This window comes from Bradyrhizobium cenepequi, assembly GCF_020329485.1.
Lineage (GTDB): Bacteria > Pseudomonadota > Alphaproteobacteria > Rhizobiales > Xanthobacteraceae > Bradyrhizobium > Bradyrhizobium cenepequi.
Genome location: NZ_JAGKJI010000024.1, coordinates 14,676 through 41,540 on the forward strand (window position 1 = coordinate 14,676; position 26,865 = coordinate 41,540).

20 protein-coding genes and 1 pseudogene are annotated in these 26,865 nt (G+C 63.0%); 11 read left to right on the forward strand and 10 right to left on the reverse strand.

All coding sequences use genetic code 11. The features are described from left to right. Positions 1–9 precede the first annotated feature (9 nt). On the forward strand, positions 10–2,532 hold the full coding sequence (locus J6497_RS23440; protein ID WP_225706646.1) for a circularly permuted type 2 ATP-grasp protein: 2,523 nt from the start codon (positions 10–12) through the stop codon (positions 2,530–2,532). Continuing rightward, positions 2,529–3,407 carry a transglutaminase family protein gene (locus tag J6497_RS23445; RefSeq protein WP_225706647.1) on the forward strand — a complete coding sequence of 293 codons (879 nt, stop codon included), beginning with the start codon at positions 2,529–2,531 and terminating at the stop codon, positions 3,405–3,407. Before J6497_RS23440 ends, J6497_RS23445 begins: the two co-directional genes overlap by 4 nt. Positions 3,408–3,425: 18 nt before the next feature. Here the strand turns inward: J6497_RS23445 and J6497_RS23450 are convergent, their stop codons facing one another. Further along, entirely contained in the window at positions 3,426–4,415 is a 990-nt protein-coding gene (locus J6497_RS23450; RefSeq protein ID WP_225706648.1) for a helix-turn-helix domain-containing protein, read from the reverse strand. Between the two features lie 451 nt (positions 4,416–4,866). Between J6497_RS23450 and J6497_RS23455 the strand changes: the two genes are divergently transcribed. After that, entirely contained in the window at positions 4,867–5,856 is a 990-nt protein-coding gene (locus tag J6497_RS23455) for a formylglycine-generating enzyme family protein (RefSeq protein WP_225706649.1), read from the forward strand. Between the two features lie 123 nt (positions 5,857–5,979). Next, a complete protein-coding gene (locus J6497_RS23460) occupies positions 5,980–7,248 on the forward strand; it encodes a sensor histidine kinase (protein ID WP_225706650.1) in 1,269 nt (422 codons plus the stop codon). Here the strand turns inward: J6497_RS23460 and J6497_RS23465 are convergent, their stop codons facing one another. Then, positions 7,249–8,997 (reverse strand): methyl-accepting chemotaxis protein, encoded by a 1,749-nt coding sequence (locus J6497_RS23465; protein WP_225706651.1) that lies wholly within the window; start codon positions 8,995–8,997, stop codon positions 7,249–7,251. 204 nt (positions 8,998–9,201) lie between these two features. Here J6497_RS23465 and J6497_RS23470 point away from each other — a divergent pair, with 204 nt between their 5' ends. The 4 genes from J6497_RS23470 to J6497_RS23485 all read left to right on the forward strand — a co-directional run bounded on the left by J6497_RS23470 (position 9,202) and on the right by J6497_RS23485 (position 15,792). After that, positions 9,202–10,584, forward strand: coding sequence for an ethanolamine ammonia-lyase subunit EutB (locus J6497_RS23470; protein WP_225706652.1), 1,383 nt, complete (start codon positions 9,202–9,204; stop codon positions 10,582–10,584). Positions 10,585–10,728: 144 nt separating this feature from the next. Then, positions 10,729–12,315, forward strand: coding sequence for a B12-binding domain-containing radical SAM protein (locus J6497_RS23475; protein WP_225706653.1), 1,587 nt, complete (start codon positions 10,729–10,731; stop codon positions 12,313–12,315). 6 nt (positions 12,316–12,321) lie between these two features. Continuing rightward, complete coding sequence (eutC, locus tag J6497_RS23480; protein WP_225706654.1) at positions 12,322–13,086, forward strand: ethanolamine ammonia-lyase subunit EutC; 765 nt, start codon at positions 12,322–12,324, stop codon at positions 13,084–13,086. Between the two features lie 318 nt (positions 13,087–13,404). Next, positions 13,405–15,792, forward strand: coding sequence for an efflux RND transporter permease subunit (locus J6497_RS23485; protein WP_225706655.1), 2,388 nt, complete (start codon positions 13,405–13,407; stop codon positions 15,790–15,792). A 451-nt stretch (positions 15,793–16,243) separates the two neighbouring features. On the opposite strand, the gene J6497_RS23490 is transcribed toward J6497_RS23485, so the two are convergent. Next, the gene (locus J6497_RS23490) at positions 16,244–17,128 is read right to left on the reverse strand and encodes a LysR substrate-binding domain-containing protein (RefSeq protein ID WP_225706656.1); all 885 of its coding nucleotides are present in this window, start codon (positions 17,126–17,128) and stop codon (positions 16,244–16,246) included. Positions 17,129–17,249: 121 nt separating this feature from the next. On the opposite strand from J6497_RS23490, the gene J6497_RS23495 reads away from it, so the two are divergent. Then, entirely contained in the window at positions 17,250–17,645 is a 396-nt protein-coding gene (locus J6497_RS23495; RefSeq protein ID WP_225706657.1) for a RidA family protein, read from the forward strand. Between the two features lies 1 nt (position 17,646). Then, entirely contained in the window at positions 17,647–18,807 is a 1,161-nt protein-coding gene (locus tag J6497_RS23500) for an oxidoreductase (RefSeq protein ID WP_225706658.1), read from the forward strand. A 755-nt stretch (positions 18,808–19,562) separates the two neighbouring features. On the opposite strand, the pseudogene J6497_RS42050 reads toward J6497_RS23500, so the two are convergent. Further along, positions 19,563–19,820, reverse strand: a pseudogene (locus J6497_RS42050) (hypothetical protein); the annotation flags it as partial. 370 nt (positions 19,821–20,190) lie between these two features. On the opposite strand from J6497_RS42050, the gene J6497_RS23510 reads away from it, so the two are divergent. Continuing rightward, entirely contained in the window at positions 20,191–20,643 is a 453-nt protein-coding gene (locus J6497_RS23510) for a universal stress protein (protein ID WP_225706659.1), read from the forward strand. Between the two features lie 141 nt (positions 20,644–20,784). Here J6497_RS23510 and J6497_RS23515 read toward each other — a convergent pair whose 3' ends face one another. The 6 genes from J6497_RS23515 to J6497_RS23540 form a co-directional block, all read right to left on the reverse strand. Continuing rightward, positions 20,785–21,609: a phosphodiesterase gene (locus tag J6497_RS23515; RefSeq protein ID WP_225706660.1), complete on the reverse strand. Its 825-nt coding sequence runs from the start codon at positions 21,607–21,609 to the stop codon at positions 20,785–20,787. Beyond that, on the reverse strand, positions 21,606–22,430 hold the full coding sequence (locus tag J6497_RS23520; protein WP_225706661.1) for a phosphodiesterase: 825 nt from the start codon (positions 22,428–22,430) through the stop codon (positions 21,606–21,608). The genes J6497_RS23515 and J6497_RS23520 overlap by 4 nt, the downstream gene beginning before the upstream one ends. 63 nt (positions 22,431–22,493) lie before the next feature. Further along, the gene (locus tag J6497_RS23525) at positions 22,494–23,774 is read right to left on the reverse strand and encodes an ABC transporter substrate-binding protein (RefSeq protein WP_225706662.1); all 1,281 of its coding nucleotides are present in this window, start codon (positions 23,772–23,774) and stop codon (positions 22,494–22,496) included. Between the two features lie 29 nt (positions 23,775–23,803). Next, positions 23,804–24,640, reverse strand: coding sequence for a carbohydrate ABC transporter permease (locus J6497_RS23530; protein WP_225706663.1), 837 nt, complete (start codon positions 24,638–24,640; stop codon positions 23,804–23,806). Beyond that, a complete protein-coding gene (locus tag J6497_RS23535; RefSeq protein WP_225706664.1) occupies positions 24,637–25,578 on the reverse strand; it encodes a carbohydrate ABC transporter permease in 942 nt (313 codons plus the stop codon). The genes J6497_RS23530 and J6497_RS23535 overlap by 4 nt, the downstream gene beginning before the upstream one ends. Continuing rightward, the gene (locus J6497_RS23540) at positions 25,571–26,722 is read right to left on the reverse strand and encodes an ABC transporter ATP-binding protein (RefSeq protein ID WP_225706665.1); all 1,152 of its coding nucleotides are present in this window, start codon (positions 26,720–26,722) and stop codon (positions 25,571–25,573) included. Before J6497_RS23540 ends, J6497_RS23535 begins: the two co-directional genes overlap by 8 nt. Positions 26,723–26,865: the final 143 nt, after the last annotated feature.

Below are 26,865 nucleotides of genomic sequence, written 5' to 3' on the forward strand. Positions count from 1 at the left end.
AGAAGCGGAATGGCGACCGGCCCGGAACACAGTCAGGAGAACAACGCCCGTCCGGGCCAGCGCCGTATGGCGCAGTGGTCGCGCGACTATGCGCGGCTGCCCGGCATTCCCGATGAGTATATCGGCCCGGACGGCACCCCGCGCCCGGTCTGGACCCGCTTCTTCGATGCCTTCGCCGCGCTTTCGCCGGCAGAGATCGAACGCCGCTTCGCCGCCGCCGACCGGCACCTTCATGACGCCGGTGTCACCTATCGCGCGCCCGGCGACCCGTCCGATCGCCTGTGGCCGCTGAGCCATCTGCCGCTGATCATCGACGACGCCGACTGGCAGCAATTAGTCTCCGGCATCACGCAGCGCGCGCAACTGCTCGAAATGATCCTGCGCGACATCTATGGCGAGGGACGCCTGGTCGCGGATGGCGCGATCCCGGCCGCCGCGATTGCCGGCAGCAGCGAATACCTGCGCGCCGCCGGCGGCATCAAGTCGCCGGGCGGGCGCTACCTCCACCTTTATGCCGCCGATGTTGGCCGCGGGCCTGATGGGCGCTGGTGGGTGCTCGGCGACCGTACGCAGGCGCCGTCGGGCGCGGGCTACGCGCTGGAAAACCGCTTGGTTCTCTCGCGCGCTTTCTCCGGCCTCTACAAATCGATGAACGTCGAACGCGTCGCGCCGTTCTTCGAAGCATTTCGCGACGGCCTACGCGCCAGCGCCGACCGCGACGAGCCGCGCATCGGTCTGTTGACGCCGGGCTCGTTCAACGAGACCTATTTCGAACACGCGACGCTGGCGCGCTATCTCGGTTTCCTGCTGGTCGAGGGCGACGATCTCGCCGTCAGCGGCGACCGTGTCCACATCCGCACCGTCGCGGGGCTGAAGCGGCTCGACGTGCTGTTGCGCCGGGTCGATTCAAACTGGCTCGATCCGCTCGAGCTCAACGCCTCCTCGCATCTCGGCGTGCCCGGCCTGATCGAGGTGTTGCGCAAGGGCGGTGTTGTCGTCGCCAACATGCCAGGCTCGGGCGTGCTCGAGTCACGGGCGCTGCTCGGTTTCCTGCCGAGCCTCTGCCGCCGCTTGCTCGGCGAAGAACTGGAAATGCCGCATATCGCGACCTGGTGGTGCGGCCAGAAGGCCGCGCGCGAACAGGTGCTGTCGCGGCTCGACGAGCTCGCGATCGAAAGCGCCTATGGCAGGGGTGTCCCGGGTTTCGCCAGCCATGGTCCCGTGCTTGCGGGTGAGCTATCGCCGAGCGAACGCGAACGGCTGAAGAACGCTATCACCGAACGCGGCATCGACTTTGTCGGCCAGGAACTGGTGCGGCTGTCGACCACGCCGGTGTGGGAGAACGGGCAGCTCACGCCGCGTCCCTTCGTGCTGCGCGTCTTCGCTGCGGCGACGCCGAACGGCTGGACGATCCTGCCTGGCGGCTTCTGCCGGATCGCCGAGCAGGCTGATGCCCGCGCAGTGTCGATGGGCGACGGCGCCCGCGCCGCGGATGTCTGGGTGGTGTCGGAAAAAGCGATCTCGACCGCGAGTCTCTTGCCTGCGAGCGATACCGTGCGCATCCGCCGCATCGCCGGCGTGTTGCCGAGCCGCGCCGCCGACAATCTGTTCTGGCTCGGCCGCTATCTCGAGCGCGCCGAAGCGACGCTGCGATTGATCCGCGCGCTCGGCTCGCCGATGCGCGACTCCAACAAGGCGAGCTCGACCGGCCCATCAAATATTCATTCGGTCGAGCTCATCCAGCGCATGCTGGTGGCTTGGGGCGCGACCTCGCAGACCGCGCCGGCGAACCCCGCAAAGGTCGCCGCCGAAGCCTTGCAGAGCGAGGAGCGTTTCGGCTCGGCGCTGTCGCTGGTGCGCTCGGCGCAGCGCACTGCCACTTCGCTGCGCGAGCGGCTGTCGCCCGACGCCTGGCAGGTCATCACCGAGATGGTGGACCGGCTCGGTGAGGAGGTCGAGGATGACGATGGCGTCATCAGCGCGGCCGAGCTGACGTTGCAGGAACTGGCGAGCTTTGCGGGGCTCGCGCAGGAGAACATGAATCGCGCCGCGGGCTGGCGCTTCCTCGACATCGGCCGCCGCGCCGAGCGCGCCATCAACACCACCCGCTTTGCGCGCCAGTTCGCCTATGATGAGGCTGATGACGACGACCTCGACATTCTGCTGACGCTGGTCGATTGCCAGATCACCTACCGCTCCCGCTACCTGGTGGCGCCGATCCTTGCGCCGGTGCGCGATCTCGCGGTGCTCGATCCCTACAACCCGCGCTCGGTGGCGTTCCAGGTTGTTTGCCTCAACGAGCATATCGCGGCACTGCCGAGCTTGAAGGAATACGGGATGATCGAGCGTCCGCAGCGGCTTGCGGTTGCGCTGCAGGCGACGCTGACAACTGCGGAAGCGGCGAGCCTTGACGTGAAGACGCTGTTCTCGCTGGAGCAGGACCTGCTCAATCTCGCCGACGCCATCGGCCTGCATTATTTCCCGCACGGACCCAATGCGAGCCGGCCGGAGAAACTGACGGGCCTCGCGTGATCTACGACATCAGGCATGTCACCACCTACTCGTACGAAAGCCCGGTGAGTTTTGCGCGCTGCTCGCTGCGGCTCGAGCCGCAAAGCGGCAACGGGCAAGAACTGATCTCCCACAGCGTCGAGATCAAGCCGAGGCCTGCGAAGCGAACGACGCGGCGCGATTTCTTCGGCACCCTGACCGAAAGCATTCTGATCGAGACCGCGCATCGTAATCTGCGCGTCGACTCGCGCTCACGCGTTTCGGTCTCGCGCCATGCGCCCGGTCGCACCGCGCCGGGCCCGGCTTGGGAGAGCGTGCGCGATATCGCGTTCGAGGCGACGAGCCTCGGACCATCCTCGCCGGTCGGCTATATCTTTGCGAGTACGCTGGTGCCGGTGCTGGCGCCGCTAACGGCCTATGCGTCCGCGAGCTTTCCGCGCGGAGGCGGCATCCTCGCCGGGGCCGCCGACCTGATGCGCCGCATCCGCGGCGACTTCAGGTACGATTCCAAAGCCACTGTGATCTCGACGCCGCTCACGGAAGTCTTCGAGAAACGCCACGGCGTCTGCCAGGACTTTGCCCATTTGATGATTGCAGGGCTGCGCGGCCTCGGCCTGCCTGCGGCCTATGTCAGCGGCTATTTGCGCACCATCCCGCCGCCGGGACAGCCGCGCCTGCAAGGGGCTGATGCGACCCACGCCTGGGTCTCGGTGTGGTGCGGCGCCGAACTCGGATGGATCGGCTTTGATCCGACCAACGATCTCCTGGTCGAGAACGACCACATCATCCTCTCCATCGGCCGCGATTTCTCCGATGTCTCCCCCGTCGACGGCATCATAGGCGGCTCGCGCAAGCAGAAGCTGAACGTCGCCGTCGACGTGCTGCTGGTGGAGTGACACTACTGGCGCAGTAGCTCAGCGAAATGCGGCGGCGGACGACGACAGTCCGACCGCGCGCTTGCCGCGCAGCGTCTCGGACGGGTACTCGCCGAACAGGTTTCTGTAATATTGGGCGAACCGTCCGAGCTCGATGAAGCCCTGCTGCATCGCGACTTCGCCGACCGTGACCTTTCCAGGCGCGCTTTCCCTCAGCATGGAATGGATGGCGCAAAGGCGCTTGTGGCGCAGGAATGTCACGGGGCCGATGCCGAACACCTCGTGAAAGGCGCGGTGGAGCCCGCGCCGCGACAGCCTGAACTCGGCGCAGATCTCGGAGATATGCACCGGCCTCGAGCCCAATGCATCGAGGTAGTCCTCGACGCGGCGAACGAGCTTCATCGCCGAGGGCAGTGATCCGCGGTCATCCGGCGGCAGCGAATTGACGATGGTGCCTGTCATGCAGTCGACGATGGCGCGCTTCCAGAATTCGGCCGCGTCATCCGAAAGCACCGGCTCATGCCGGGCGAGACTTGAAATGATCTCGGGCAGGCGGCGGGTGGCGACCATGCCGGTCGCAGCATCTGCGCGATAGTGATTCTTTGCCAGCCAGTGGGTGGGATCGCTGAGCCGCGCATCGCCGCCGAAGACGGTGCCGAGGTGAGCAAGATCGAACCGGAGCGCCGCATAGGTGGACGCGCCGTGGAAGATCCCGTCATGCTCGACCAGCGGCGGGATGACCAACACGTCGGATGGACGCATGTCGAATGACCAGTGGGTGACACGGTCTTCTGCATCAAGCAGCATTCCAACGATCAGCCGGTCATCGGTCGAAATACGCTGTGTGCGCAGGCCAAGATTGAACGAGCCGATGCTCAGCGAGAAATCTCCGATACCGACATGAGACAGGCTGCCGCGCAGCTTGCCGCGTCCGAGCTGCATGATGTCGACATGGCTGCCCTTGACGGCCCGATGCATGCCTTCGAAGCCATCAAGGTTGGAGATGTTGATCGAAAGGCGTTGCGCCATCTTTCGCTTCCCCCACGCGCGGTGGGGCAGTGCCGGTCCCGACAACAAGCCGGACACGGCGAAGTTCCTGCCGCACCACGACACCGATTTGCCATGGCGATTCGGGTTTCGTGATGGCGCAGGTGCGGCAGCAATTTTCGCTGATTTTTCGTCAAAGCCTTCGCAGCCGCAGGGAGGGAACGGCTGCGTCCGGCGGATTCGTGTGACGGCTGCAAGCAAGGTTGCCGAAAAATGGCACAATCTGCACATCACAGGCATGCCGAGTTGGTCTATCGTTCTATCCTCAACCAGAGCAAGCACGTGATGCGGTGGCTTGGACGGCATCACGCGCCACGAGAATGGCTGCGCTGACGGCAGCTCTGGCTTTACGACAAGAAAAGGGGCTCACCTGTTGCCGCTGGGCTGGCGGCGCTTGAACCGGAAGGGCGCGACACCGCGCAAAGTTGACGCCATGTTTCGGGCGGAGAGCGAGTGCAGTAATTACCAGCCGAACGATCTGCGGACCGAGGACATGGTCTGGATTCCCGGCGGCACGTTCCGGATGGGATCGGACCACCATTACCCCGAAGAAGCGCCATCGCATCGCGTGACGGTCGACGGTTTCTGGATCGACCGTACACCGGTCACCAATTGGCAGTTCCGCGAGTTCGTGCTCGCCACCGGCTACATCACCGCGGCGGAGATCCCGCCCAGCTCCGCGAACGATCCGGGCGCGCCGCCGGACATGCGCCAACCCGGCTCACTTGTCTTCATGGCGCCGCGGCGGGTGCGCGATTTGCGCGACACCAGCCAGTGGTGGACGTTCACGCCGGGCGCCAACTGGCGCCATCCATATGGCCCGAAGACCAACATCAACGTGCTCGGCAGTCATCCGGTCGTGCACATCGCCTATGCCGATGCCCTGGCTTACGCGAAATGGGTCCGAAAGGAATTGCCGACGGAAGCGGAGTGGGAATTTGCCGCGCGTGGCGGGCTCGAGGATGAGGAATACGCCTGGGGCAACGCCTTGATGCCCGGTGGCGTCCACATGGCCAACACCTGGCAGGGTAATTTCCCGGTCCAGAATTTGTGCGAGGACGGCTATGACCGCACCTCGCCAGTGACGGCGTTCCCACCGAACGGCTATGGCGTCCATGATATGATCGGCAACGTCTGGGAGTGGACCACCGACTGGTGGTCGGCACACCACGAGGCGGCCGCGCAGCACGGTGTTTCTCGCAATCCGATCGGCGGCCGCAAGGAGGCCAGCTACAATCCGGCGAGCCCGCACGCCCGTATCCCGCGCAAGGTGCTCAAGGGCGGCTCGCATCTCTCCGCGCCGAACTATAGCCGCCGCTATCGTCCCGCCGCGCGGCACGCCGAGGCGGTCGATGCTTCCACGAGCCATATCGGCTTCCGATGCGTGTTGCGCTCACCCGTTTCCGCATCTCGCCGTCCTTGAGCGCGGTTCTCCGGCGCCGCTGGAGCGCGCCACGAAGTCAGGAAGAGCCGTTGAAGCGGTTCCGATGGTGGGAACGAGTCCGAACCTTCGGCAGTTAGCATACTGGGCAGCAGGGGAGGCGTGGTGTCGAATACTGCGAATGCAAGGCCCGGGGACGAACCAGCGGCCGTCATGTTGTTCCCGCAGCCGGCGCTGCAACTGGTCTATGACACAGCGCCGATCGGGCTTGCATGCCTTTCGCCAGACTGCCGGTATCTGCAGATCAATCAACGTCTTACCGAGATATGCGGGCTCTCCGTCGAGTACCATCTCGGACGCTGCGTCAGGGATTGCGTGCCGGCACTGGCCGACTCGGTCGAGCAGATCGTGCGGTCGATCATGGAGACTGGCGAACCGGTGATCGGCGTCGAAGTGGCTGGTCAACGGGCCGATCAGGTCGGCGAGCGCTTGTGGATGACGTATTGGCACCCGTTGCGTGCGCTAAGCGGCCAGATCGTCGCCATCAATGTTGCCGCGGAGGAGATAACCGAACGGAAGCGCAACGAGCAGGCGCTTCGCCAGGCCCGCGACACGGCCGAGGCTGCGCTGCAGGATCTGCGCGAGGCCCAGGATTCGCTGGTTGAAGCCGAGAAGCTTGCCGCACTTGGCCGGATGGTTGCGGGTGTCGCCCATGAAGTCAACAGTCCCGTCGGCATTAGCCTGACGGTTGCCTCATCACTTCAGCGCAGGACCGAGCGCTTTGCTGCTGAGGCGGCGCGCGGCGACCTCCGCCGTTCGGCGCTGACCGAGTTCATCGGCGCGATCAACGATGCATCAAACCAGCTTGTGACCAACCTCAATCGCGCGGCCGAACTGGTGAGCGCGTTCAAGCAGGTTGCGGCCGACGACGATCAGGGCGAGCGACGCGAGTTCGATGTTGGCGAATTGACCGGACGGATCCTCCTGAACCTGCGTCCCGGGCTTCAAGAGCGCCGTATTATCTTGAATACATGGTGCGAGCCAAATCTTCGGATGAACAGTTATCCTGGCCCCTACGGGCAGGTTCTGACCAATCTGGTGTTCAACGTCATCGCGCATGCGTTTCCCGACGGTCGCCGAGGTGCCGTCGACCTGACCGCGCGCGCCGCAGGGCCCGATCACGTCGAGGTGGTGTTTGCCGACAACGGTTCAGGGATGAGCGCCGAGACCAGGCGTCGGGCGTTCGATCCCTTTTTCACGACCCGCCGCCACGAAGGCGCAACCGGCCTTGGCCTGCACATCGTCCATAACATCGTGACCGAGCGTCTGGGAGGACGGATCAGGCTCGATAGCGAGGTGGGCAGCGGCACGCGCGTTCAACTGCTGTTGCCACGGATCGTGGGCCAGCAGACCGCACCCGGGAGCATGGACTGATCACGCGCTCTTCCGCGCGCCCTCGACCGGATCGGCACGCAAATTACGGAAGAATTTCTCGACCTCGCGCGACAGCGTCTCCGCCGTCGCGGTCAATTCACTGGACGTGGCCAGCACGGATTCCGCCGCGACCGATGTCTTGCCCATGGCTTCGCTGAGCGAGCCGATATTGACCACCAGCGTGTCGTTGCCTTGCGCGGCGGCCTGCGCATTGATCGATATCTCGCGCGTCGCGGCATCCTGCTCGCCGACGGCGCTCGCGATATTCGAGGTCACCGCGTTGATCTCGCGCACCGCATTGCCGATCTCACGCACCGCTTCGACCGAATTGCGCGTCGAAGCCTGGATCGTGCCGACATTCTCGCCGATCTCGACGGTTGCTTTCGCGGTCTGCTCCGCCAGCGCCTTGACCTCATGGGCGACGACCGCAAAGCCGCGGCCGGCATCACCGGCGCGCGCGGCTTCGATGGTGGCGTTAAGCGCGAGCAGGTTGGTCTGCTCGGCGATCGCCCGGATCAGCGTGAGCACGCCGTCGATGCGCTGGGTCGCGGCGGCAAGCCCTTCGATTTCGGCGACTGATCTTTCGGTGCGCTGGCCGGCCTGCTCGACCGCGCCGGCGGACTGCCTCACCTGACGGCCGATCTCCTGCACCGAGGCTGAAAGTTCTTCGGCGGCGCTGGCGACGGCGGAGACATTGTCGGCGGCCTGAGTGGTGGCGCCGGCGGCCGTCACCGCACGATCGCTGGCATCGGAAGCGACGCTGGCAATGGCCTGCGCCGTATCGCGCATTGAGGCCGCGTTGTCGTTGACCGCACGCAGCACCGCGCCGATCGCCTCGCGGAACGCGTCCACCGAGGCTTCGATGTGCCTGGTGCGCTCGTCGCGCGCCTTCGATTCCTGCAGCACCTGCGAATTGAGGTTGCGGTTGCGTTGCATCGCTTCCCGGAAGATCTCGATCGCGCGCGCCAGCGCCCCGATCTCGTCGTCGCGGCGGGTGTAGGGAACCGCGACGTTCTCCTCGCCTTCCGCGACCTGCCTGATGGTGGTGGTGATCGCCGACAGCGGGCGGGCGACCGAGCGCGAGATGATCAAGACGCCGAGCACCACCAGAACCAGCGCCAGGCCACCGAGGCCGGTCAGGACGAGGGCCATGGTGCGATTGGCGTCGGTCTCCTGTGCCAGCTTCTTGCTGCGCTCGGCATAGACCTTCGACAGCGCCTCCAGGTCCTTGTTCAGCGCCGTGCGCACGTTGCGGTTGGCGTCGTTGTCGCCCCATTCGCGCCCCGCGGCGGCGCCGATCTCGACGCCGCGGCGCACGAGCTCCTTGCGGAAATCGACGAACTGCTCGATGCGTTTCTTGAAATTTGCGAACTGCTCGGCATCGTCGGCCTGGACGATCTGCTCCCAGTTCTTGACCAGGGCGAGGATGCGCTCGTTGAACTTGAGCAGCCCGTCGCCGTATTTCTTCACCGTGGCCGGATCCGTCGACATGTAGATGCCGCGGGATTCCATTACCACCGCATAGACGAGCGAATTGACCCGCTCGACATTTAGCGCCGCGCGGCTCGCCGTCTCCACGGCCTCCGTGAGCTCGGCGTTCCGACGGCTGTTGTACTCGGACAGGAAGGTGATGGCCGCGGTCAGCACTGCAAACAGCGCAAAGATCGCGTACAGCTTGGCAGCAAGCGAAAGCCGGGACGCCATGGCACGGACAGGGAGGGGACGGGAGGATGTCGTGATTTCAGCCATTCGCGGCACTCCAGATAGGCCGGTGAGCACCGACGGCGGTAAAATCATGTAGAATTTTAGTGGAGAAATTCTTAATTCGCGAAGTTTTTCCGCATTGCAACCAACGGCCCCGACGCAGACCGGGCCGGACAACCTATCGGCACCGGTTCTTGCATGGTGATAGGCTGTTGATCCAATGAAGCGCCGCCAGCGCGGGAACCCCTCATGGTCTATCGCCACGTCATCGGTGCCATTTCTTACGTGTTCGGCGATCTGCGCGACCTGCTCGCCAAGGCCACGCCGCCGCGCTCCGGCGACCGCCTTGCGGGGATCGCCGCCGGCAGCGCCGAGGAGACGATCGCGGCGCGGATCGCGCTCGCCGATCTGCCGCTGAAGCAGTTCCTGAACGAGGCGGTCATCCCTTACGAGGATGACGAGGTCACGCGGCTGATCCTCGACACCCACGATGCCGCAGCTTTTTCCGCCATCTCGTCATTGACCGTCGGCGGCTTTCGCGACTGGCTATTGTCGGATGCCGCGACCACCGACGCACTGCGGAAGCTGTCCCGCGGCATCACGCCGGAAATGGCGGCCGCGGTGTCAAAACTGATGCGCAACCAGGACCTGATCCTGGTTGCGAAGAAATGCGAGGTGACGACCCGCTTCCGCAACACTATCGGGCTGCGCGGCCGGATGAGCACGCGGCTGCAGCCCAACCATCCCTTCGACGACGTCACGGGCATCACCGCCTCGATCCTCGACGGGCTCCTGCTCGGATCCGGCGACGCCTGCATCGGCATCAATCCGGCAAGCGACGATCCCAACGTCCTTGGCGGCCTCGTGCGGCTGCTCGACGACATCATCACGCGCCTTGCGATCCCGACCCAGGGCTGCGTGCTGACCCATGTGACGACGACGCTGGGACTGATGGGGCAGGGCCTGCCGGTTGATCTGGTATTCCAGTCGATTGCAGGAACGGAAGCCGCCAACCGCAGCTTTGGCGTCGATCTGGCGCTGCTCGGCGAAGCGCGCCAGGCTGGGCTGTCGCTCCGCCGCGGCACGGTCGGTGACAACGTCATGTATTTCGAGACCGGGCAGGGCTCGGCGCTGTCGGCTGGCGCCCATCATGGCGTCGACCAGCAGACCTGTGAGGCTAGAGCCTATGCGGTCGCCCGCGCCTTCAATCCTCTGCTGGTCAACAGCGTGGTCGGCTTCATCGGCCCGGAATATCTCTACGACGGCAAGGAAATCATCCGCGCCGGCCTCGAGGATCATTTCTGCGGCAAACTGCTCGGCCTGCCGCTCGGCGTCGACGTCTGCTATACCAACCACGCCGAAGCCGACCAGGACGACATGGACAATCTCCTGACCCTGCTGGCAGCCGCCGGCGTCACCTTCATGATGGGGGTGCCCGGCGCCGATGACGTCATGTTGAATTACCAGTCGACGTCGTTCCACGACGCACTCTATGTCCGGGATGTCTTCGGCCTTAAGCGGGCGCCCGAATTCGACGATTGGCTGCTGCGCGCGGGCCTCGCGGGAAAGGACTTCCGGCTTGCCGACGGTGCAGGACTGCTGCCTGAATTTGCCTCGCGCCTGATCGCCTGAAAATCCCGCTTCGCGCCTTCGCGTTTGCGCTTTGGCAACCATCAGTTCCCTACGGCGTTGCACCGCCACAATCTTGAAGGATTTCTGGCCCAGCGTTTGATGCCGTGCTTATATTTGCTTTGGGATCGTCTTAAGGAAGTTTGGATGAGAGCTGAGGGCATCGAGACGGTACGACGCATCCTTTGCGTCTTCCCGCGCTACACGTCGGCGTTCGGCACGTTCGAATACGCCTATCCCCTGACCGACGGCGTCAAGGCCTTCATGCCGCCGCAAGGGCTGTTGCTGATCGCCGCCTATCTGCCGGAAAACTGGCACGTCCGCTTCATCGACGAGAACATCCGTCCCGCCCGCAAGGAAGATTTCGAATGGGCCGAGGCGGTATTCGTCAGCGGCATGCACATCCAGCGCCAGCAGATGAACGACATCTGCCGCCGTGCGCATGCCTTCGATCTTCCGGTTGCCCTTGGCGGCCCCTCAGTCAGCGCCTGCCCCGACTACTATCCATCCTTCGACTATCTCCATGTTGGCGAACTCGGCGACGCGACCAATGAGCTGATCGCGCGGCTTGCGCGCGATACGTCGCGCCCGCCCGAGCAGGTGGTCCTGAAGACCGCAGACCGTGTGCCGATGACGGAGTTTCCGATCCCGGCCTATGAGCTTGCGGAGACCAAACGCTATTTCCTCGGCAGCATCCAGTTCTCCAGCGGCTGCCCCTATCAGTGCGAATTCTGCGACATCCCCGGTCTCTACGGCCGCAACCCGCGCCTGAAGACGCCGCAACAGATCATCGCCGAGATCGATCGCCTGCGCGAATGCGGCATGACCGACACAATCTATTTCGTCGACGACAATTTCATCGGCAACCGCAAGGCGGCACTCGAATTGATGCCGCATCTGATCGAATGGCAGAAGAAGAATGGTTATGCGATGCGATTCGCCTGTGAGGCGACGCTGAATATCGCCAAGCGGCCGGAGATTCTCGAGAAGATGCGCGAAGCCTTCTTCGTCACCATCTTCTGCGGTATCGAGACCCCCGATCCCGACGCGCTGAAGGCGATGCACAAGGATCACAACATGATGGTCCCGATCCTGGAAGGCATCCAGACCATCAATTCCTACGGCATGGAGGTCGTCTCCGGCATCATCATGGGCCTGGATACCGACAAGCCGGAGACCGCGGATGCGCTGCTCACTTTCGTCGATCAGTCCCGGATTCCATTGCTGACGATCAACCTGTTGCAGGCGCTGCCGAAGACGCCGCTCTGGGACCGGCTCGAACGCGAGGGACGCCTGGTCGAGGACGACAGCCGCGACTCCAATGTCGAGTTTCTCTTGCCCTATGATCAGGTGATCAGCTCCTGGAAGCGGTGCATGGAGATGGCCTACGAGCCCGAAAAGCTGTTCGCGCGTTACCAGCACCAATGCGATTACACCTACGCCAACCGCGTCAAGGTGCCGGTCAGCCCGGAAAAGAAGAGCTGGGCCAATATCAGGCGCGGGCTGATCATGCTGCGCAACATCTTCTGGCAGGTCGGCGTGCTCGGCGACTACAGGCGGACATTCTGGAAGTTCGCGCTCGGGCGGCTTCGCCGCGGCGACATCGAGGGATTGATCGCATCTTCGATGATCTCGCATCACCTGATCACGTTCGCGCGCGCGGCCTCGAGCGGGCAGCAGAACGCGTCGAACTACTCGATCCGGCTGCGCGAGGCCTCGGTGCCTGCCGAGTAGCTGAAGATGAAGCCACCGGCGCCGCCGCCCCTTTCGCTGACGCGCCTGCGGGAATTGACGCCGGCGCGCGTCGGGCTCGGCCGTTCAGGCGCGAGCCTGCCCACCGCGGCGCTGTTGGGCTTCACGCTCGACCATGCCCGTGCGCGCGATGCGGTTCATGCCGACTTCGATGTTGGGGCGCTGATGACGGGATTGAACGATCTCGGCCTGCAGCCGCTCCAGGTGTCGAGCCAGGTGCGCGATCGCCGCGACTACCTCAGGCGTCCCGATCTCGGACGGATGCTCGATCCCGAATCGCGCCGCGCGTTGGAGAGCCATGGCAAGGCGTCCGGCCAACTGGCCCTTGTAATCGGCGATGGGCTGTCGCCGACTGCGGTCAATATCCATGCGGTCGAACTGGTTCGCCGCCTGCAGCTTGCGGCCGGCCTGATCGATGTCGGCGCGACTGTGATCGCCTCCGGCGCCCGCGTTGCGCTGGGCGACGAGATCGGCGCGCTTGTCGGGGCACGCATGGTCCTGATGTTGATCGGCGAGCGGCCCGGCCTGTCCGCGCCCGACAGCCTCGGGGCTTACCTGACCTTCGCGCCGCGGATCGGCCGCACCGATGCGGAACGAAACTGCATCTCCAACATTCATCGCGCAGGCCTTAGCTACGCGGAGGCGGCATACCGAATCGCCTGGCTGGTCCGCGAGGGATTGACCCGAGAGGTCACTGGCGTTGCGCTGAAGGACGAGAGCGGAGGCATTCCGCCGCAGTTGGGCGCACCCTGAGCTCATGATCCGGGAAGGCAGGACCGGCCTTCCGAAAAGATCACGTTCGAACAAAGAGATGAGAGCAGGATCTGCTTCAGCCCGATCCGCTCGTGCCCTGTGACAAATCCGATACTTAATGGCGATTTTTGTACTGCACACGCCGATTTGACCTCTCCGTCGTGCTTGCGAGGTGGGGGAGGGGCCTGTAAAACCGGCGGCGGTCAATACTTCCGTGTTTTCAAGGGCTAGCGCCAATTGGAAGTGGCCATAGAGCGTCGTTCACGCCCGGAAAACCCAAGCTAGACAATTCGCGCCGATTTCAGAACTGGACAGGGCATGCCCGAAAAGAACTCCGAAAGTCAGGTCCACGTGGGAAAGGTCGAGGAGCCGCCGCAGGGACTCAGCATCGCTTTCGGGCTGGAGCGCATCGGGCTGATCGCGGTCAAGGCGCCGATCGTCTCGCTGATCGTGCTGATCGCGCTGATGATCGCGGCCGTGTTCGGCGTCCAGCGGATCAAGATCGATGATTCGCTGTCGCAGCTGTTCCGTTCCAACACCAAGGACTACAAGCAATACGAGGAGGTGACGAAGCGCTTCCCGGCGACCGAGTTCGACGTGCTGGTCGTGGTCGAGGGCAAGACGCTGCTGGCGCGCGACAACCTTGAGAAATTGCGCGACATGGTCACCGACCTGCAGCTCGTCGAGGGCGTGCGCGGCCTGGTCTCGCTGTTCTCGGCGCGGCAGGCGCCGGAGCCCGGCAAACTGCCGGCGGCGCTATTCCCCAACGACCTGCCGGAAGGCGCAGCCTACGACAAGTTCGTCGAGACGGTGAAATCCAACGAGATCATTCGCGGCAAGCTGTTGTCGGAGGACGGCACGCTGGCGCTGGTCGTGCTGTCGCTTGATCCCGAGGTGGTCTCGAGCAACAAGCTGAGCACCGTGATCGGCGAAATCCGCAAGGTCATGGCTGACGACCTTTCCGACAGCGGCCTCAACGCCCAGCTCTCCGGCGTGCCGGTGATGCAGCTCGAGATCCGCAACGCGGTCGAGCGTGACGGACTGACCTATAATATCCTCGGTATCCTTGCGGGCTGCATCATCGCGATCATCTTCTTCCGGAAGATATCGTTCATGGTGGTGGCGGCGTTCCCGCCGATGATCGCGATCCTGCTCGCGCTCGGCGGCCTCGGCTGGGCTAACTTCAATCTCAACATGTTCTTGAACGTGATGACGCCGCTCATCATGGTGATCAGCTTCTCGGACTCGATGCAGCTCACCTTTGCGGCGCGCGACCGGCTGATCGCGGGGCAGGACAAACTGAGCGCGTTCACCAATGCCGTCCGGGTGGTGGGACCGGCCTGCGTGCTGACGCACGCGACCGCCGGCATTTCCTTCATCGCGCTGCAGTTCTCCGATTCCGACCTGATCCGCAAATTCGGCGAGGCGGGCCTTGCCGCTACCATCATCGCGCTGCTCGCGGTGTTGTCGCTGGTGCCGGTATTTGGCGTGCTGTTCGTGCGCAATGAGCGCATCTTCGCGGTCAAGTTCCAGAGCGCGGATGCCGGCGTGCAGGCGCTGCGCAATTTCTGCTACTGGATCGCGGTGCGCATGGTCAGCCGGCCCGGGCTGTTCAGCTTGGTCGCGTTGCTCTTCGTCGGCGGGCTCGGCATCATCTATGCCAATCTCGAGCCGCGCTATCGGCTTGCCGACCAGGTGCCGGACAAGCGGCAGGCGGTTGAGGCCAGCAATCGGCTTGACGCCAAGCTTACCGGCGCCAATCCGATCGACGTCCTGATCGAATTCCCGAAGGGCGCTTCGCTCTACGCGCCCGAGACCTTGAAGGTGATTGCCGAGGTGCATTCGACGGTTGAAGGTGTGGCCGGCGTCGGCAATGTCTGGTCGTTGGAGACGCTGCGCCGCTGGCTCGCCCAGAAGGCCGGCACTACCGATGTCGAGACGCTGAAGCAATATGTCAGCGTCATTCCCGAGCATCTGGTGCGACGCTTCATCTCGGCGGAGCAGGATGCCGTCGTCGTCTCCGGCCGTGTGCCGGATCTCGATTCAAGCCAGATCCTGCCTATTGTCGAAAAGCTCGACCATTCGCTCGACAAGGTGCGCGCCGAGCATCCCGGCTACGAAATCGCCGTCACCGGACTGTCCGCGATCGCCGCGCGCAACAGCGCCAGCATGATCGAGAAGCTGAACCACGGGCTGACGCTCGAGTTCGCCTTCGTCGCGATCTTCATCGGGCTCGCCTTCCGCTCTGTCGTCGTGATGTTCTCCTGCATCCTGCCGGGCATCTTCCCGGTGGTGCTCTCAGGCACGGTCTTGTGGCTGCTCGGCGAGGGCCTGCAATTTGCGAGCGTCGTGGCGCTGACGGTATCGTTCGGCCTCGGCCTGTCCGCGACTATCCACTTCCTCAACCGCTTGAGGCTGGAGCGCAAGCCGGGCATCAGTGCGGCGCTCGCGGTGGAGCGCGCAACCGTGCTGGTGGGACCTGCGCTGATCCTGACCACGGTGGTGCTGGCCTGCGGCCTGGTGGTGACCGTGTTCTCCGACCTGCCGTCGCTGCGCCTGTTCGGCTGGCTCTCAGCCTTCTCGATGATCGCAGCCCTCGTCGCCGACCTCTTCATCCTCCGTCCGACTGCGATGTTCCTGATCAACCTGTCGGAAAAACTGCGCGGGAGGGCCACTCCGCCACCTCAAGCCAAGGCGGCGGAGTGAGCGCGCTCGGTCAGATCGTTTTCGGACGAAGTAGGCACCGGTTCGCGTTAACGAAACGCATCAAGACAAATGCCAATCGATTGCGCTGTCGTGCGACGCACTCGAAGGGTTATGAGTTGACGAAGGCAGGGTTTGCAGAGGCGAGTGGCGCGACACTCAGAATAAGACTGCGAACTCTTACATCTGTAATCGCCTCTGACGTCGGGCTTGTCGTCCGATCGAGTGATCGGCAGCGGCTGGTGAACTTCCGCTTTTGAGCGCATCACTGACTCAAGTCAGACATCACGCTAGCTGCGAAAGGGTGAATAGCAGCCTGCTATAATCCAGCAAGGAAGGCCTCGCTTCGGCGAACTAAAGCGCGATGAGATGAGGATGAATCATCGCGCTTTAGGTTACATTGTTTGAGCATGATCTTTTCGGAAAACCGGTTTCCACTTTTCCGGATCATGCTCTAATGCGCCGAGGCTTCCGACCGAAGCCAGTCCATTACGGCGACGGTGGGTGCGCGCGGCGCACGATCCGATCGCCTGATCAAGTGGTAGGTGTGGCCGGGAACCGTTGGGCCGAACGCTTGTACCAATCGTCCGGCAGCGAGTTCATCCCTGATCAAAGCCAGACTGAGCAACGCGATGCCTTGGCCAGCAACCGCAGCCTGGATTGCATGGCTTTCGTCGGAAAATCGAAGTTGCGGGCGTGAGGGCCCCCACGGCAATCCGGAAGCGGCAAACCAGCTCTCCCAAGTCGGGTTCAGCGGATCGACACGCTGCCATTGGAAGTGAATGAGCGGAAATCTTGGCAAATCCTGCTGAGAGACGACGCCGAGGTTCGGGTTCACCACAGGCGCGAACGTGTCGGCAAACATGACTTCCGACGTCATTCCCGGATAAGGCCCGCGCCCGTAACGGATCGCGAGATCAATTCCGTTCTCCGTCAGATCGACAGCGTTATCCGAAGCATGGAGTTGCAGGTCGATATCCGGGTGGAGCGTTTGGAAGCCGGACACGCGCGGGACCAACAATCTCGCCGTGAACGCAGTGGTGGCCGAGATGGTCACCTGCGCGCGCTTCGTCTTCGGCATCAAGCGTTCGAGCACCGTTTCCAAGGCGTCGAAGCCATTTCGAAGGACGGGATAGAGTTGCGCACCTGCCTCGGTGAGGACGACCTTGCGCACCTGCCGTTCGAAGACGGGCAGCCCAATGTGCTCCTCTAGCGAACGTATCTGGTGGCTGATCGCCGTTGGGGTGACCGCGAGTTCACCGGCTGCGAGTTTGAAACTTCCATGCCGGGCGGCGGACTCGAAGGCGCGGAGTGCGGATAAGGGCGGTAAACGTCGCATAGTCGATAAGGTGAATTTATCTCATCTGATGCCTGACAATTCCGAGTTTGTCGAGAGAATTTGTCCCGCCTAAGTCTTCCCGTATTGATGAGGATACCTCATCCCAATCGGGAGATTTGAGATGTTGGAACGTGTCGTCACCCGGCCCGACAATTACGAGCCGTTTTTGCTCTCCCAAGGCATCAAGTTCGGCAACCTGCTGTTCATCTCCGGCCAGGCCGGGGCCGCCGACGACGGCAAGATCGTCAGCGGCGGCTTCCTCGCGCAGGGTGAGCAGGCCTTCGCAAATCTTCAGAGGGCGCTGGAAGCAGGCGGATCGAGCCTGCAAGACGTCATCAAGGTGACGATTTTCGTCACCGATATGAGCCACTTTGCCGACGTCGTTGCCCTGCGCCGCAAATTCTTCTCGGCGCCGTATCCGGCAGACACGATCGCGGAGATCAAGACGCTGTACGATCCTGCCGCGATGATCGAGATAGAGGCGATTGCGGCCATCCGTCCCGCCGGGGAGAAGTGAGATGAACTCGTCCGCTTCTGTTCCGCGATCGGATCGAACTGCTTTTCCGCAACTGTTCTCGCCACTCGCCATCGGCAGCCTTGAACTGCCGAACCGGTTGGCCGTTGCACCCATGACTCGCGTCAGTGCCGAGGCCGATGGCCGCGCGACGCCGCGTATGGTGGGCTACTACTCATCATTCGCCGCAGGCGGCTTCGGTCTCATCGTCACTGAAGGAATCTACACCGACAAGGCGTTCTCGCAGGGCTATTTGTTCCAGCCAGGTCTCACCGATGCTCGTCAGAGCGATGCTTGGCGTGCCGTCGTGGACGCGGTGCATGAGCGCGGCGGACGTATCCTCGCTCAATTGATGCATGCGGGCGCCTTGTCGCAAGGCAACCCGCATCGTGAGGGCACCGTGGGACCTTCGGCCGTGCGCCCGAAGGGGCAACAGATGGAATTCTATCGCGGCAGTGGCGAGTATGCAGTGCCAAGGGCAATAACCGCGCCGGACATCGCCGAGGCAAAGGACGGCTTCGTGCAGGCCGCGCGTTACGCCCGTGACGCCGGGTTCGACGGTATCGAAATTCATGGTGCAAACGGATACCTGCTCGATCAATTCTTGAGTGAAAGGATCAATGGACGTGACGACCGCTATGGCGGTGCCGTCGAGAACAGGCTGCGCCTGACGAAGGAGATCGTGCAGGCCGTTCGCTATGCCGTCGGCAACGACATGGTCATCGGCGTCCGCATCTCGCAGGGCAAAGTCAACGACTGCTTCCACAAATGGCGTGGTCCGGAGGAAGCAGCGGAAATCTTCTCGGCGCTCGGACGGCTTCCGCTCGATTATATCCACACCACCGAGTTCGAGGCTTGGAAATCGGCCTTCGGAGACGGAGCGAGCCTCGCTTCCTATGCGAAGGCGCATTCCGGAAGGCCGGTGATCGCCAACGGCTCTCTGCACGATCCGCTGGCGGCCGCTGGCCTGATCGAACGTGGCGAGGCTGATTTGGTGTCGCTTGGGCGCGGTGCATTGACTCACGCCGACTGGCCGCTTCGCGTTTTGAGCGGCACGTCCATCGCCGAGTTCGATCGAAGAATCCTTGCACCTCTCGCCGACCTCGAGAATGCAGATCGGCTGCGTGAAGAGATCCTCGCGGCGCAGTCGGTAGCTGGCGTCTGAGATCACCACATTCGATCCGGATAAGATGGACGCCTTGTCGGCTTACAAACTCCTGATCGGCTGCGTTGTGCCTCGGCCGATCGCTTGGGTATAGACCAGATCGGCCGACGGTATCGACAACCTGCCACCGTTTTCTTTCTTTACCGTGGTAAGCGTTGCTACCCCGGTTGCCCTTTAATTTCCCTTGGGGCCGGGCGGGCCCATCGGTCCTGCGGGGCCTGGAGGACCCGCCGGCCCGGGCGGTCCCGCAGGACCGGGAAGGCCACAGTTTTGTATCACCACGTCTCTCGTATCCGGCCCCGAGGTGATCTTCACAATGCAAGTGGAGGGAAACTCTGGTCCAATCCACCTAAACCCTCCAGTCGAAGTGCTCTCGACCTGCACCGTTTTGTTTGGGCTAATCTTAATCTCCACGCTGGGCTCGCGCGGTCGCCTAACCCTTCCTACGATTACTAACTCGCCCCGCGATATGGTGGCAGTCGTGATCAATATCTCGGCATATGCATTTCCATCCCATGTGGTCACACAGGCAGTCATAACAGCTAGGACGGTACCGATGAACCTTGCGAGCATGGCGGGCTTTCCCTGGTGCGTCCTGTCACAATCCGAACTTCATCAAAGAACAAGAACGCGACTGCGCGAGATCGAAAAGCGTGCCGCAATATACCAATTGCCCTGAAATCGAGCTTGGAGAATTCCGGTTTGAGTACAGGGACTCGCCAAGCGCGTTGCCGATCCTTGTCGCAGCGCGTCGCTCAGTGCGGAGAGCATCCTACTTTTCGGTCCGGTGCCGGACACGGCTCGCCATCGCGGCGAGCCGCACGACCGAAGATCGCTTTCATGGTGGTGGCGTACCCGACCAGAAATCGCCGATAGTAGTCGTCTCGGAGAGGTGCCACCGCTCTCAGTAGCGGTCCCTTGCCGATCCACACCATGACTTCCGTCTCTCTCTCTCTCTCTCTCTCTCTCTCTCTCTCTCTCTCTCTCTCTCTCTCTCTCTCTCTCTCTCTCTCTCTCTCTCTCTTTGATCGTCGCTAGAGTCGATAGTCAATCACTACCTAAGCCTGTAAGCAACTGGAAGTTGCGGCTCGTAAGCGGACCTTGCCAGATCAACCTTGTCAGTCAGCGAACGGCCATCAGCCGACTATCCTGCCGACGAGGGTTGCAGTACTGTCTCTAAGCGGCGACTAAGGCAAACGCGGGGCCGGCCTTACTTCCAATAGCCGACGTGGTGAGAGTTGAAGCGCAAGCGGGGCCATCACTAGACGCTTGTTGGTCCACGAATGAGCTTCGAAATTGGCGCGTAGACGGACGGCAACGTCGGGCCAGATAAGTAAGCATCACTTTTTTAGGGAAAATGTTCGACGAGCAAGGGAGCCCCAAATGTACGCCAATATTCTCTTGTGCACGGATGGATCGGATGTCGCGAGAAAAGGCGTTAAGCATGGGATTGCTTTAGCAAAGGCCTTGAATGCTAAAGTGACAGTCGTCACCGTAACGGAACCGCTCCCGGTCTACTATGGGAACGGACACGCCATGGGATGGATTCCCTCGCAGGCAGAATTTGATCGCTTTGACGCAGCCTGCAAGGAAGGTGCGGGTAAAGTGCTCGATGAAGTTCGAGCGATGGCGGAGCAGATCGGGATATCTGCAGAGCTCTTGCATGTTCCGAATGCGCATCCAGCCACTGCGATTATCGAAACCGCAAAGTCCAGAGGCTGCGACTTGATCGTCATGGCCTCTCATGGGCGTCGCGGCCTCAGGAAGCTATTATTGGGGAGTCAAACATCGGAAGTCCTGGTGGATGGAAGCGTGCCGGTGTTGGTAGTGTACTAGCGGACATAAATGATAGTGCAGGGGCTTGGTGACTGTGTGGCGGATGGGTGAACATCGTTCGCCGGAGATCATGGCGCGCTAGAGCCCAAGGTCATTCTGAGCGCAGTAGCGCACAGGTCTGGTTCAATCAGAATCCAGGCTCTACCCCAGCGCGCCGTTGAGCGCCGCCTGGTCGTGCAGCGAAAACCGCGGCCCGGCATACATGAACGAGCATTGGTGAATCACGATCTGTTCACCGTTCACCGCGACATGCGAATAATCCGGCGCTTCGTGTGAGCCCGGGATGTGGCCCTCGGTCTCAAGGTCGAACGCGACCTGGTGCGCCAGTGCGCGCTGGATGTGGAAGGGGATGCCGTTCCATGAGCCCGCGATCGGCCGGTGCAGATGGCCCATGAATAGGTAATCCGGCCGGCGCGTGCGTGCGATCACCTCCCACTCGGCGTCGGGATTGGCGAGGCGGATGGTGTCCATGTAGCGCAGGCCAGTGTCGAACGGCGGGTGGTGCTGGAACAGCAGCAGTGGGCGGTCCGTCGGCGCTGAGTTCAGTGCATGTTCAAGGAACGCGAGGCGGCGTTCGCAAAGCAGGCCCTCGTGGTTCGGCGCCGCCTCGTTCAGCGTGTCGAGGGTGACGATGGTCGCGGTGTCAAACACCTGCATGGATTGGACAAAGCCGCCTGCGTCCCTGATAACACCCGGAAAATAGCGGCCAAAGGCATCGCGGCGGTCGTGATTGCCCATCATCAGGATGGTCGGTGCGTTCAGGCGGGCCAGCACATCGGCAAGATGTTCATAAGCCGTGTCCTCGCCCCAATGGGCGAGGTCGCCGGTGACAATGACGAAGGCGAGGTCGGGATGGTCACGGTTGATGCAGGCGATCGCGGCGGCTAGATGCTCCGCCGGATCGAGGCCGTATATCCTGCGGCCGCGGGCGACGAAGTGGGTGTCGGTCAGGACGACGAATTTCATCGGACCATGGTCTCCCGGTTCCAGGTCTGATAGTCGGGCGAACCTTCGATGCGGATCGGACCGTCGTAGCCAAATTCCACCATGTGCACGGTCACGTAATCCTCGCCGAAGAACACAACGCCGTAGGATTCCGGCAGATCCGACGCGCTCAGGAGTTCTGTCTCGGAGAACAGCGGATAGCCCGCATGGTTGGTGCCGCGGAGCGAGGAGACGGGGACGCCGGCGACCGATCCCGCGAGCGGCAGGTGGCAATGGCCGAAGAAGATGTGCCGGATCTGATCGCGATGCCGCGCGACCAACTTCCGAAAGGCGGCGTCGTCGAGCAGGCGGATCTGATCGAGCGGCGCGATGTGCATCGGCATCGGATTGTGATGCATGAACAGCAGGAACGGTCCGTCGTGTTCGGCGAGCTTTGCTTCAAGCCAGCCGAGCCGTTCGTCGCAATAGCGGCCGGCGTGCGTTTCGAGATGCGCGGTGTCGAGGAACAGGCAGCGTGCGGCGGGCAGGTCATAGACACCCTGCACGAAGCCGCCTTGCCCGGCGAGGTCGGGAAATACGCTGAGGAAGTTGGCGCGGTTGTCATGGTTGCCGATGCACAGCCGCACCGGGATCGGGAACGATTCAAGGCGTTGCTTCAGCCATTGATAGTCGTCGCGGTCGCCCCAATCCGAGAGGTCGCCGGTGATCGCCAAGAGGTCGGCGTCATGATGATCCCGGAGGATGTGGGTCAGTGCCCGCTCAAAGTTCTTCCGCGGATCGCGGCCACCGATGGTCGCACCCGGCGCCGTCAGGTGGATATCGCTCATATGGATCAGTTTCATGGGTAGCGTCCCGCAAATGAGCTGCGGGGCGCATGATACGCCCCGCAGCGGGTTTCGAAAGGCCTAGCGCGTCGCGCCCGTGGTCTTCGGCAGCAGCTTCTGGACGTCGGCCGTCATGTCGGCGAGCACGGCATCGGGCTCCTTGGCGCGTGCGCCGCTGACGATCGAGTTCATGTGGTCCTTGATCACGTCGGTGATCTTCAGGCCGTTGTCGCCCGGGAAGGCGTACCACTTGGTGAGCAGAGCCATCTGGCTCACCGCGGTATAGTTGTTCGGGTTCTTCAGGTAGAAGTCCTTCAGATAGACCTCATTGGCGACCTTGTTGGCCGGCATGTAGCCGGTGGTCTCGGCCATGATCGCGGCGCCCTTCGGTCCGGCCCAGAACTTCACCACTTCCCAGGCGGCGTCGCGCTTGGCTTTGTCCTTGGACAGGATCATCACCACATTGCCGCCCGCTGGCAGACGCCCGTTCGGCGTCACGACGTCGGGGAAGGTGTGGGTCTTCAGCTCGAACTTGCCGCCGATCATCTGCGTGACCTTGTTCAGGTCGGAGGTCGAGGTGATGTGGAAGCCGGTCTTGCCCGCAGCAAAGGCCGCGCGCATCGCTGGCTGGTCGAGGTTGGGCATGCCGGCTTCGTTGACGAGGCGGGCGAGCATCTTGATTGCGAATTGCCCTTCGGGTCCGTTGAAGGCCACTTTCGTCTCGTCCGCATTCAGCATGCTCCCGCCGCGCGCGAACACCGGCGCCTGCCACAGCCAGTTGCCGGTGATGTCCCAGACATAGGTCACGCCGTTGATATCAGGGCCGATTGCCCTAATCTTCTTCGCTATCGCGATCAGCTCGTCCCAGGTCTTCGGCAGATTGTTGGGATCGCCGCCGGCCTGCTTCAACAGGTCGAGATTGACGTAGACGATCGGCAGCGAGATCGCGAAGGGCAGGGCATAGATCTTGCCGCTTGCGGTGCCGATGTCGAACATCGCCTGGTGGAAGCCCTGGCGGTCGAAGTCCTTCTCGGCGGCGATGTAGTCGTCGAGCTGGGCCGGGATGTTCTTGTCCACGAGCACGCGGATGCGGTTCAGGCCCTGGAAGGTGACGTCGGGCATCTGGTTCGTGACGGCTTCGCGCAGCACCTTCTGGGTGCCGTCCTCATAGGATTCGTAAGGTGCACGCATCGTGATCTTGATGTCCGGCCGCTCCTTGGCGAACTCTTCGGCGATGCGCTTGTGGGTCTCAGTGAACAGTTCCGGATACGGATACTGCAGCACGATCTCGGTCTGCGTCTGTGCCAGCGACGCGCTGGCGGCAAGCGACAGCACGGCTCCGGCGATCCACGATTTCAGCATAGGACAGGCTCCCTGTTTGAGGTGACGTGTTACTTGATTCCGGTCAGCGTGATGCCTTCGATGAAGCGGCGCTGCGCGAGCAGGAAGGCGATCAGCAGCGGCGCGATGATCACCATCGCCGCAGCCATCAGCGGGCCGTAATTGGTGCCGGCCTCGTTGTTGCGGAAATGCGCCACCGCCAGCGGTGGCGTGCGCAACTGCTCGCTGTTGAGCACGATCAGCGGCCAGAAATAGTCGTTCCAGTGCGCCACCACGGAGAAGATGCCGAAGGCGGTGACCGCGGGGATGGCGGCGGGCAACATCACCCGCCAGACGATGCCGAATTCGGAGATGCCGTCCATGCGGGCCGCGTCCACGAGATCGTCGGGCACCGACTTGAAGAATTGGCGCATCAGGAAGATGCCGAAGACAGAAATCGTAAAGGGCAGCACGAGGGCGGCGTAGCTGTCGAGCAGGTCGAGCTTGTGCAGCAGCAGGAACACCGGGATCGCGGTGGCCTGCGGCGGAATCAGGATGCCGAACAGAATCAGCGCGAACAGCGCGTCGCGGCCGAGGAAGCGCAGCTTCGCCAGCGCATAGGCGGCGGGCAGCGCGATCAGCACCTGCAGCACGAAGATCGAGACGGTGACGATCACGCCGTTGAGCAGGAAGCGCCAGAGATTGGCCTTGGCAAATGCGATCTTCAGATTGTCCCACAGCGCGAAATGATGCGGAATCAGGTGCAGCTCGCTGGAGAACACTTCCTCCGGCGGCTTCGAGGCCGTCGAGATCATCCAGATGAACGGGGCCAGCAGCACCACGGCGCCCGCGATCAGCAGCAAATGGCGGACGGCGGGCCAGAGCGGAATCGTGCGGAGAGGCTTCATGCGGTTTGCACGCCGCGGTCGGCGAGCCTCGCTTTGATCAAGGTGAGCAGGAGGACGAAGACCAGGAACACGACCGTGAGTGCGGCACCGTAGCCCGAGCGGAAGAACTCGAATCCCTCGGTGTACATGGTGTGGATCAGCACCTCCGTGGATTTCGACGGTCCGCCCTTGGTGAGGATGTGCACGGTGTCGAACACCTGGAACGAGCGGATGCCGCTGATCACGATCACGAACGTCGTCACGGGGCCAAGCATTGGCCAGGTCACCAGGCGAAACCGCGCCCAGGCGCTCGCGGTGCCATCCATCTCGGCGGCTTCGTAAAGCTGCTTTGGGATCGAGACGAGGCCGGCAAGGAACAGCACCATGTTGAAGCCGACCGCCTGCCAGATGCCGATGGCGCAGAGCGCATAGAGCGCGGTGCCGCGGTCCTGCAGCCAGCTGAACGCCGGCAGACCGGCGCCGCGCAACAGCCCGTTCACCAGGCCGAACTGCGGATGCAGCATGAATTCCCAGACCACAGCCATCGCGATCAGCGTCGCCATCACAGGCAGGAAGTAGATGGTGCGGTAGAGACTGCGCAGGCTGGTGCCGCTCTGGATCAGAAGCGCGATGCCGAGCCCGAGCGTCACCGCACCGGGCACCACGATCACCACGTAGGTCAGCGTGTTGCGCAGCGAGATCCAGAACACCCGGTCGGCGAACATGTCCTGGTAGTTGGCAAGGCCGATCCAGGACAAGGCCGGCGCGCCGAGCTGATAGTCAGTAAAGGAGAGCGCGATCACGCTCGCGAGCGGGCCGAGCAGCATGAGCAGCATCAGCACAAATGCCGGTGCGACCAGGCCATAGGCCGTCAGCGCACGCTGGTCGCGTTTTCGCAGGGCAGGTCGCGCCGCCGGCGTGGCGACCGCGGCGGCATCGATGGTTGCGGCGTCAGACAATGGCTCGCTCCCGTACGCGTTCGATGTGCTCGCTATCGACCTCGATCCGCTTGCCCTCGGCGTTGAAGGCGCGCACCGCGTCCATCGCGAAGCCGAACGAGACCGGCGTTGCGATCGGCGGCAGCCGTCTCGGGTCATCGATGCGCGCCACCAAGCGCGCGTCGCTGCCGTCGACGGCAAGATGCAGGAACGCTTCCGAGCCCATATTCTCGGCGTGAACGACGTAGCCGGTGAACGGCCCGCTGCCGAGATCGATCCGCTCCGGGCGCACGCCAATCCGGCAGGCGCCGGAAGCCGCCGAACTCGTCAGTCGCAGCAAGACGCCAAGCGCCTCGATGCGGCCATCGTCGCAGATCTGCCCGGGCAGGATGTTGATCTTCGGGCTGCCGACGAATTCGGCGACGCGGATATCGCGCGGGTTGTCGTAGATGTCGGTCGGCGTGCCGACCTGAACCAGCTCGCCGCCGATCATCACGGCGATCCGGCTCGACATCGTCATCGCCTCGGCCTGGTCGTGGGTGACGTAGACGAAGGTGGTGTTCAGCCGCCGGTGCAGTTGCGCGAGCTCGGCGCGCATATGGACGCGCAGCTTGGCGTCGAGATTGGACAGCGGCTCGTCGAACAGGAAGGCCACCGGCTGGCGCACGATGGCGCGTCCGACCGCGATGCGCTGCCGCTGCCCGCCGGACAGTTGCGCCGGCTTGCGGCCGATCAGGTGCGCGATCTCGAGCTGGTCGGCAACTCTTGCGACATCATCGCGGATACAGCGCTCCTTGCGGCGCCGGCTCGGCAGCAGCGCGCCTACGAGCGGCAGGCGCTCGATCGCCGAGAGGCGCCGCATGCGCAGGGGCACCGCGATATTGTCGAACGCGCTCAAGTGCGGATAGAGCGCGTAGGACTGGAACACCATCGCGAGGTTGCGCGCGCTCGGCCGGATGCCGTCGGCTGAGACGCCATCGATCCTGACCTCGCCGGCGCTCTGCGGCTCGAGGCCCGCGATCACGCGCAGCAGTGTGGATTTGCCGCAACCGGACGGACCGACCAGCGAGATGAACTCGCCATCCTCGATCCGGAGATCGACGCCCCTGAGGATCTCCGTGCCGTCAAAGGATTTCCTGATGGCCGAAAGTTCAATGCTCGCCATTTCGATCTATTCCTCAGGCTTTTTCGCTGTCCTGCAGCGTTAAGGAACCCGTCTGACACTCGCGTGACGGTCAGGATGTTTTGGCGGCCTGAAGGCAGGCGCTGCGCGCGGCAAATCGTCTCCGACGTCGATCATTGACGACG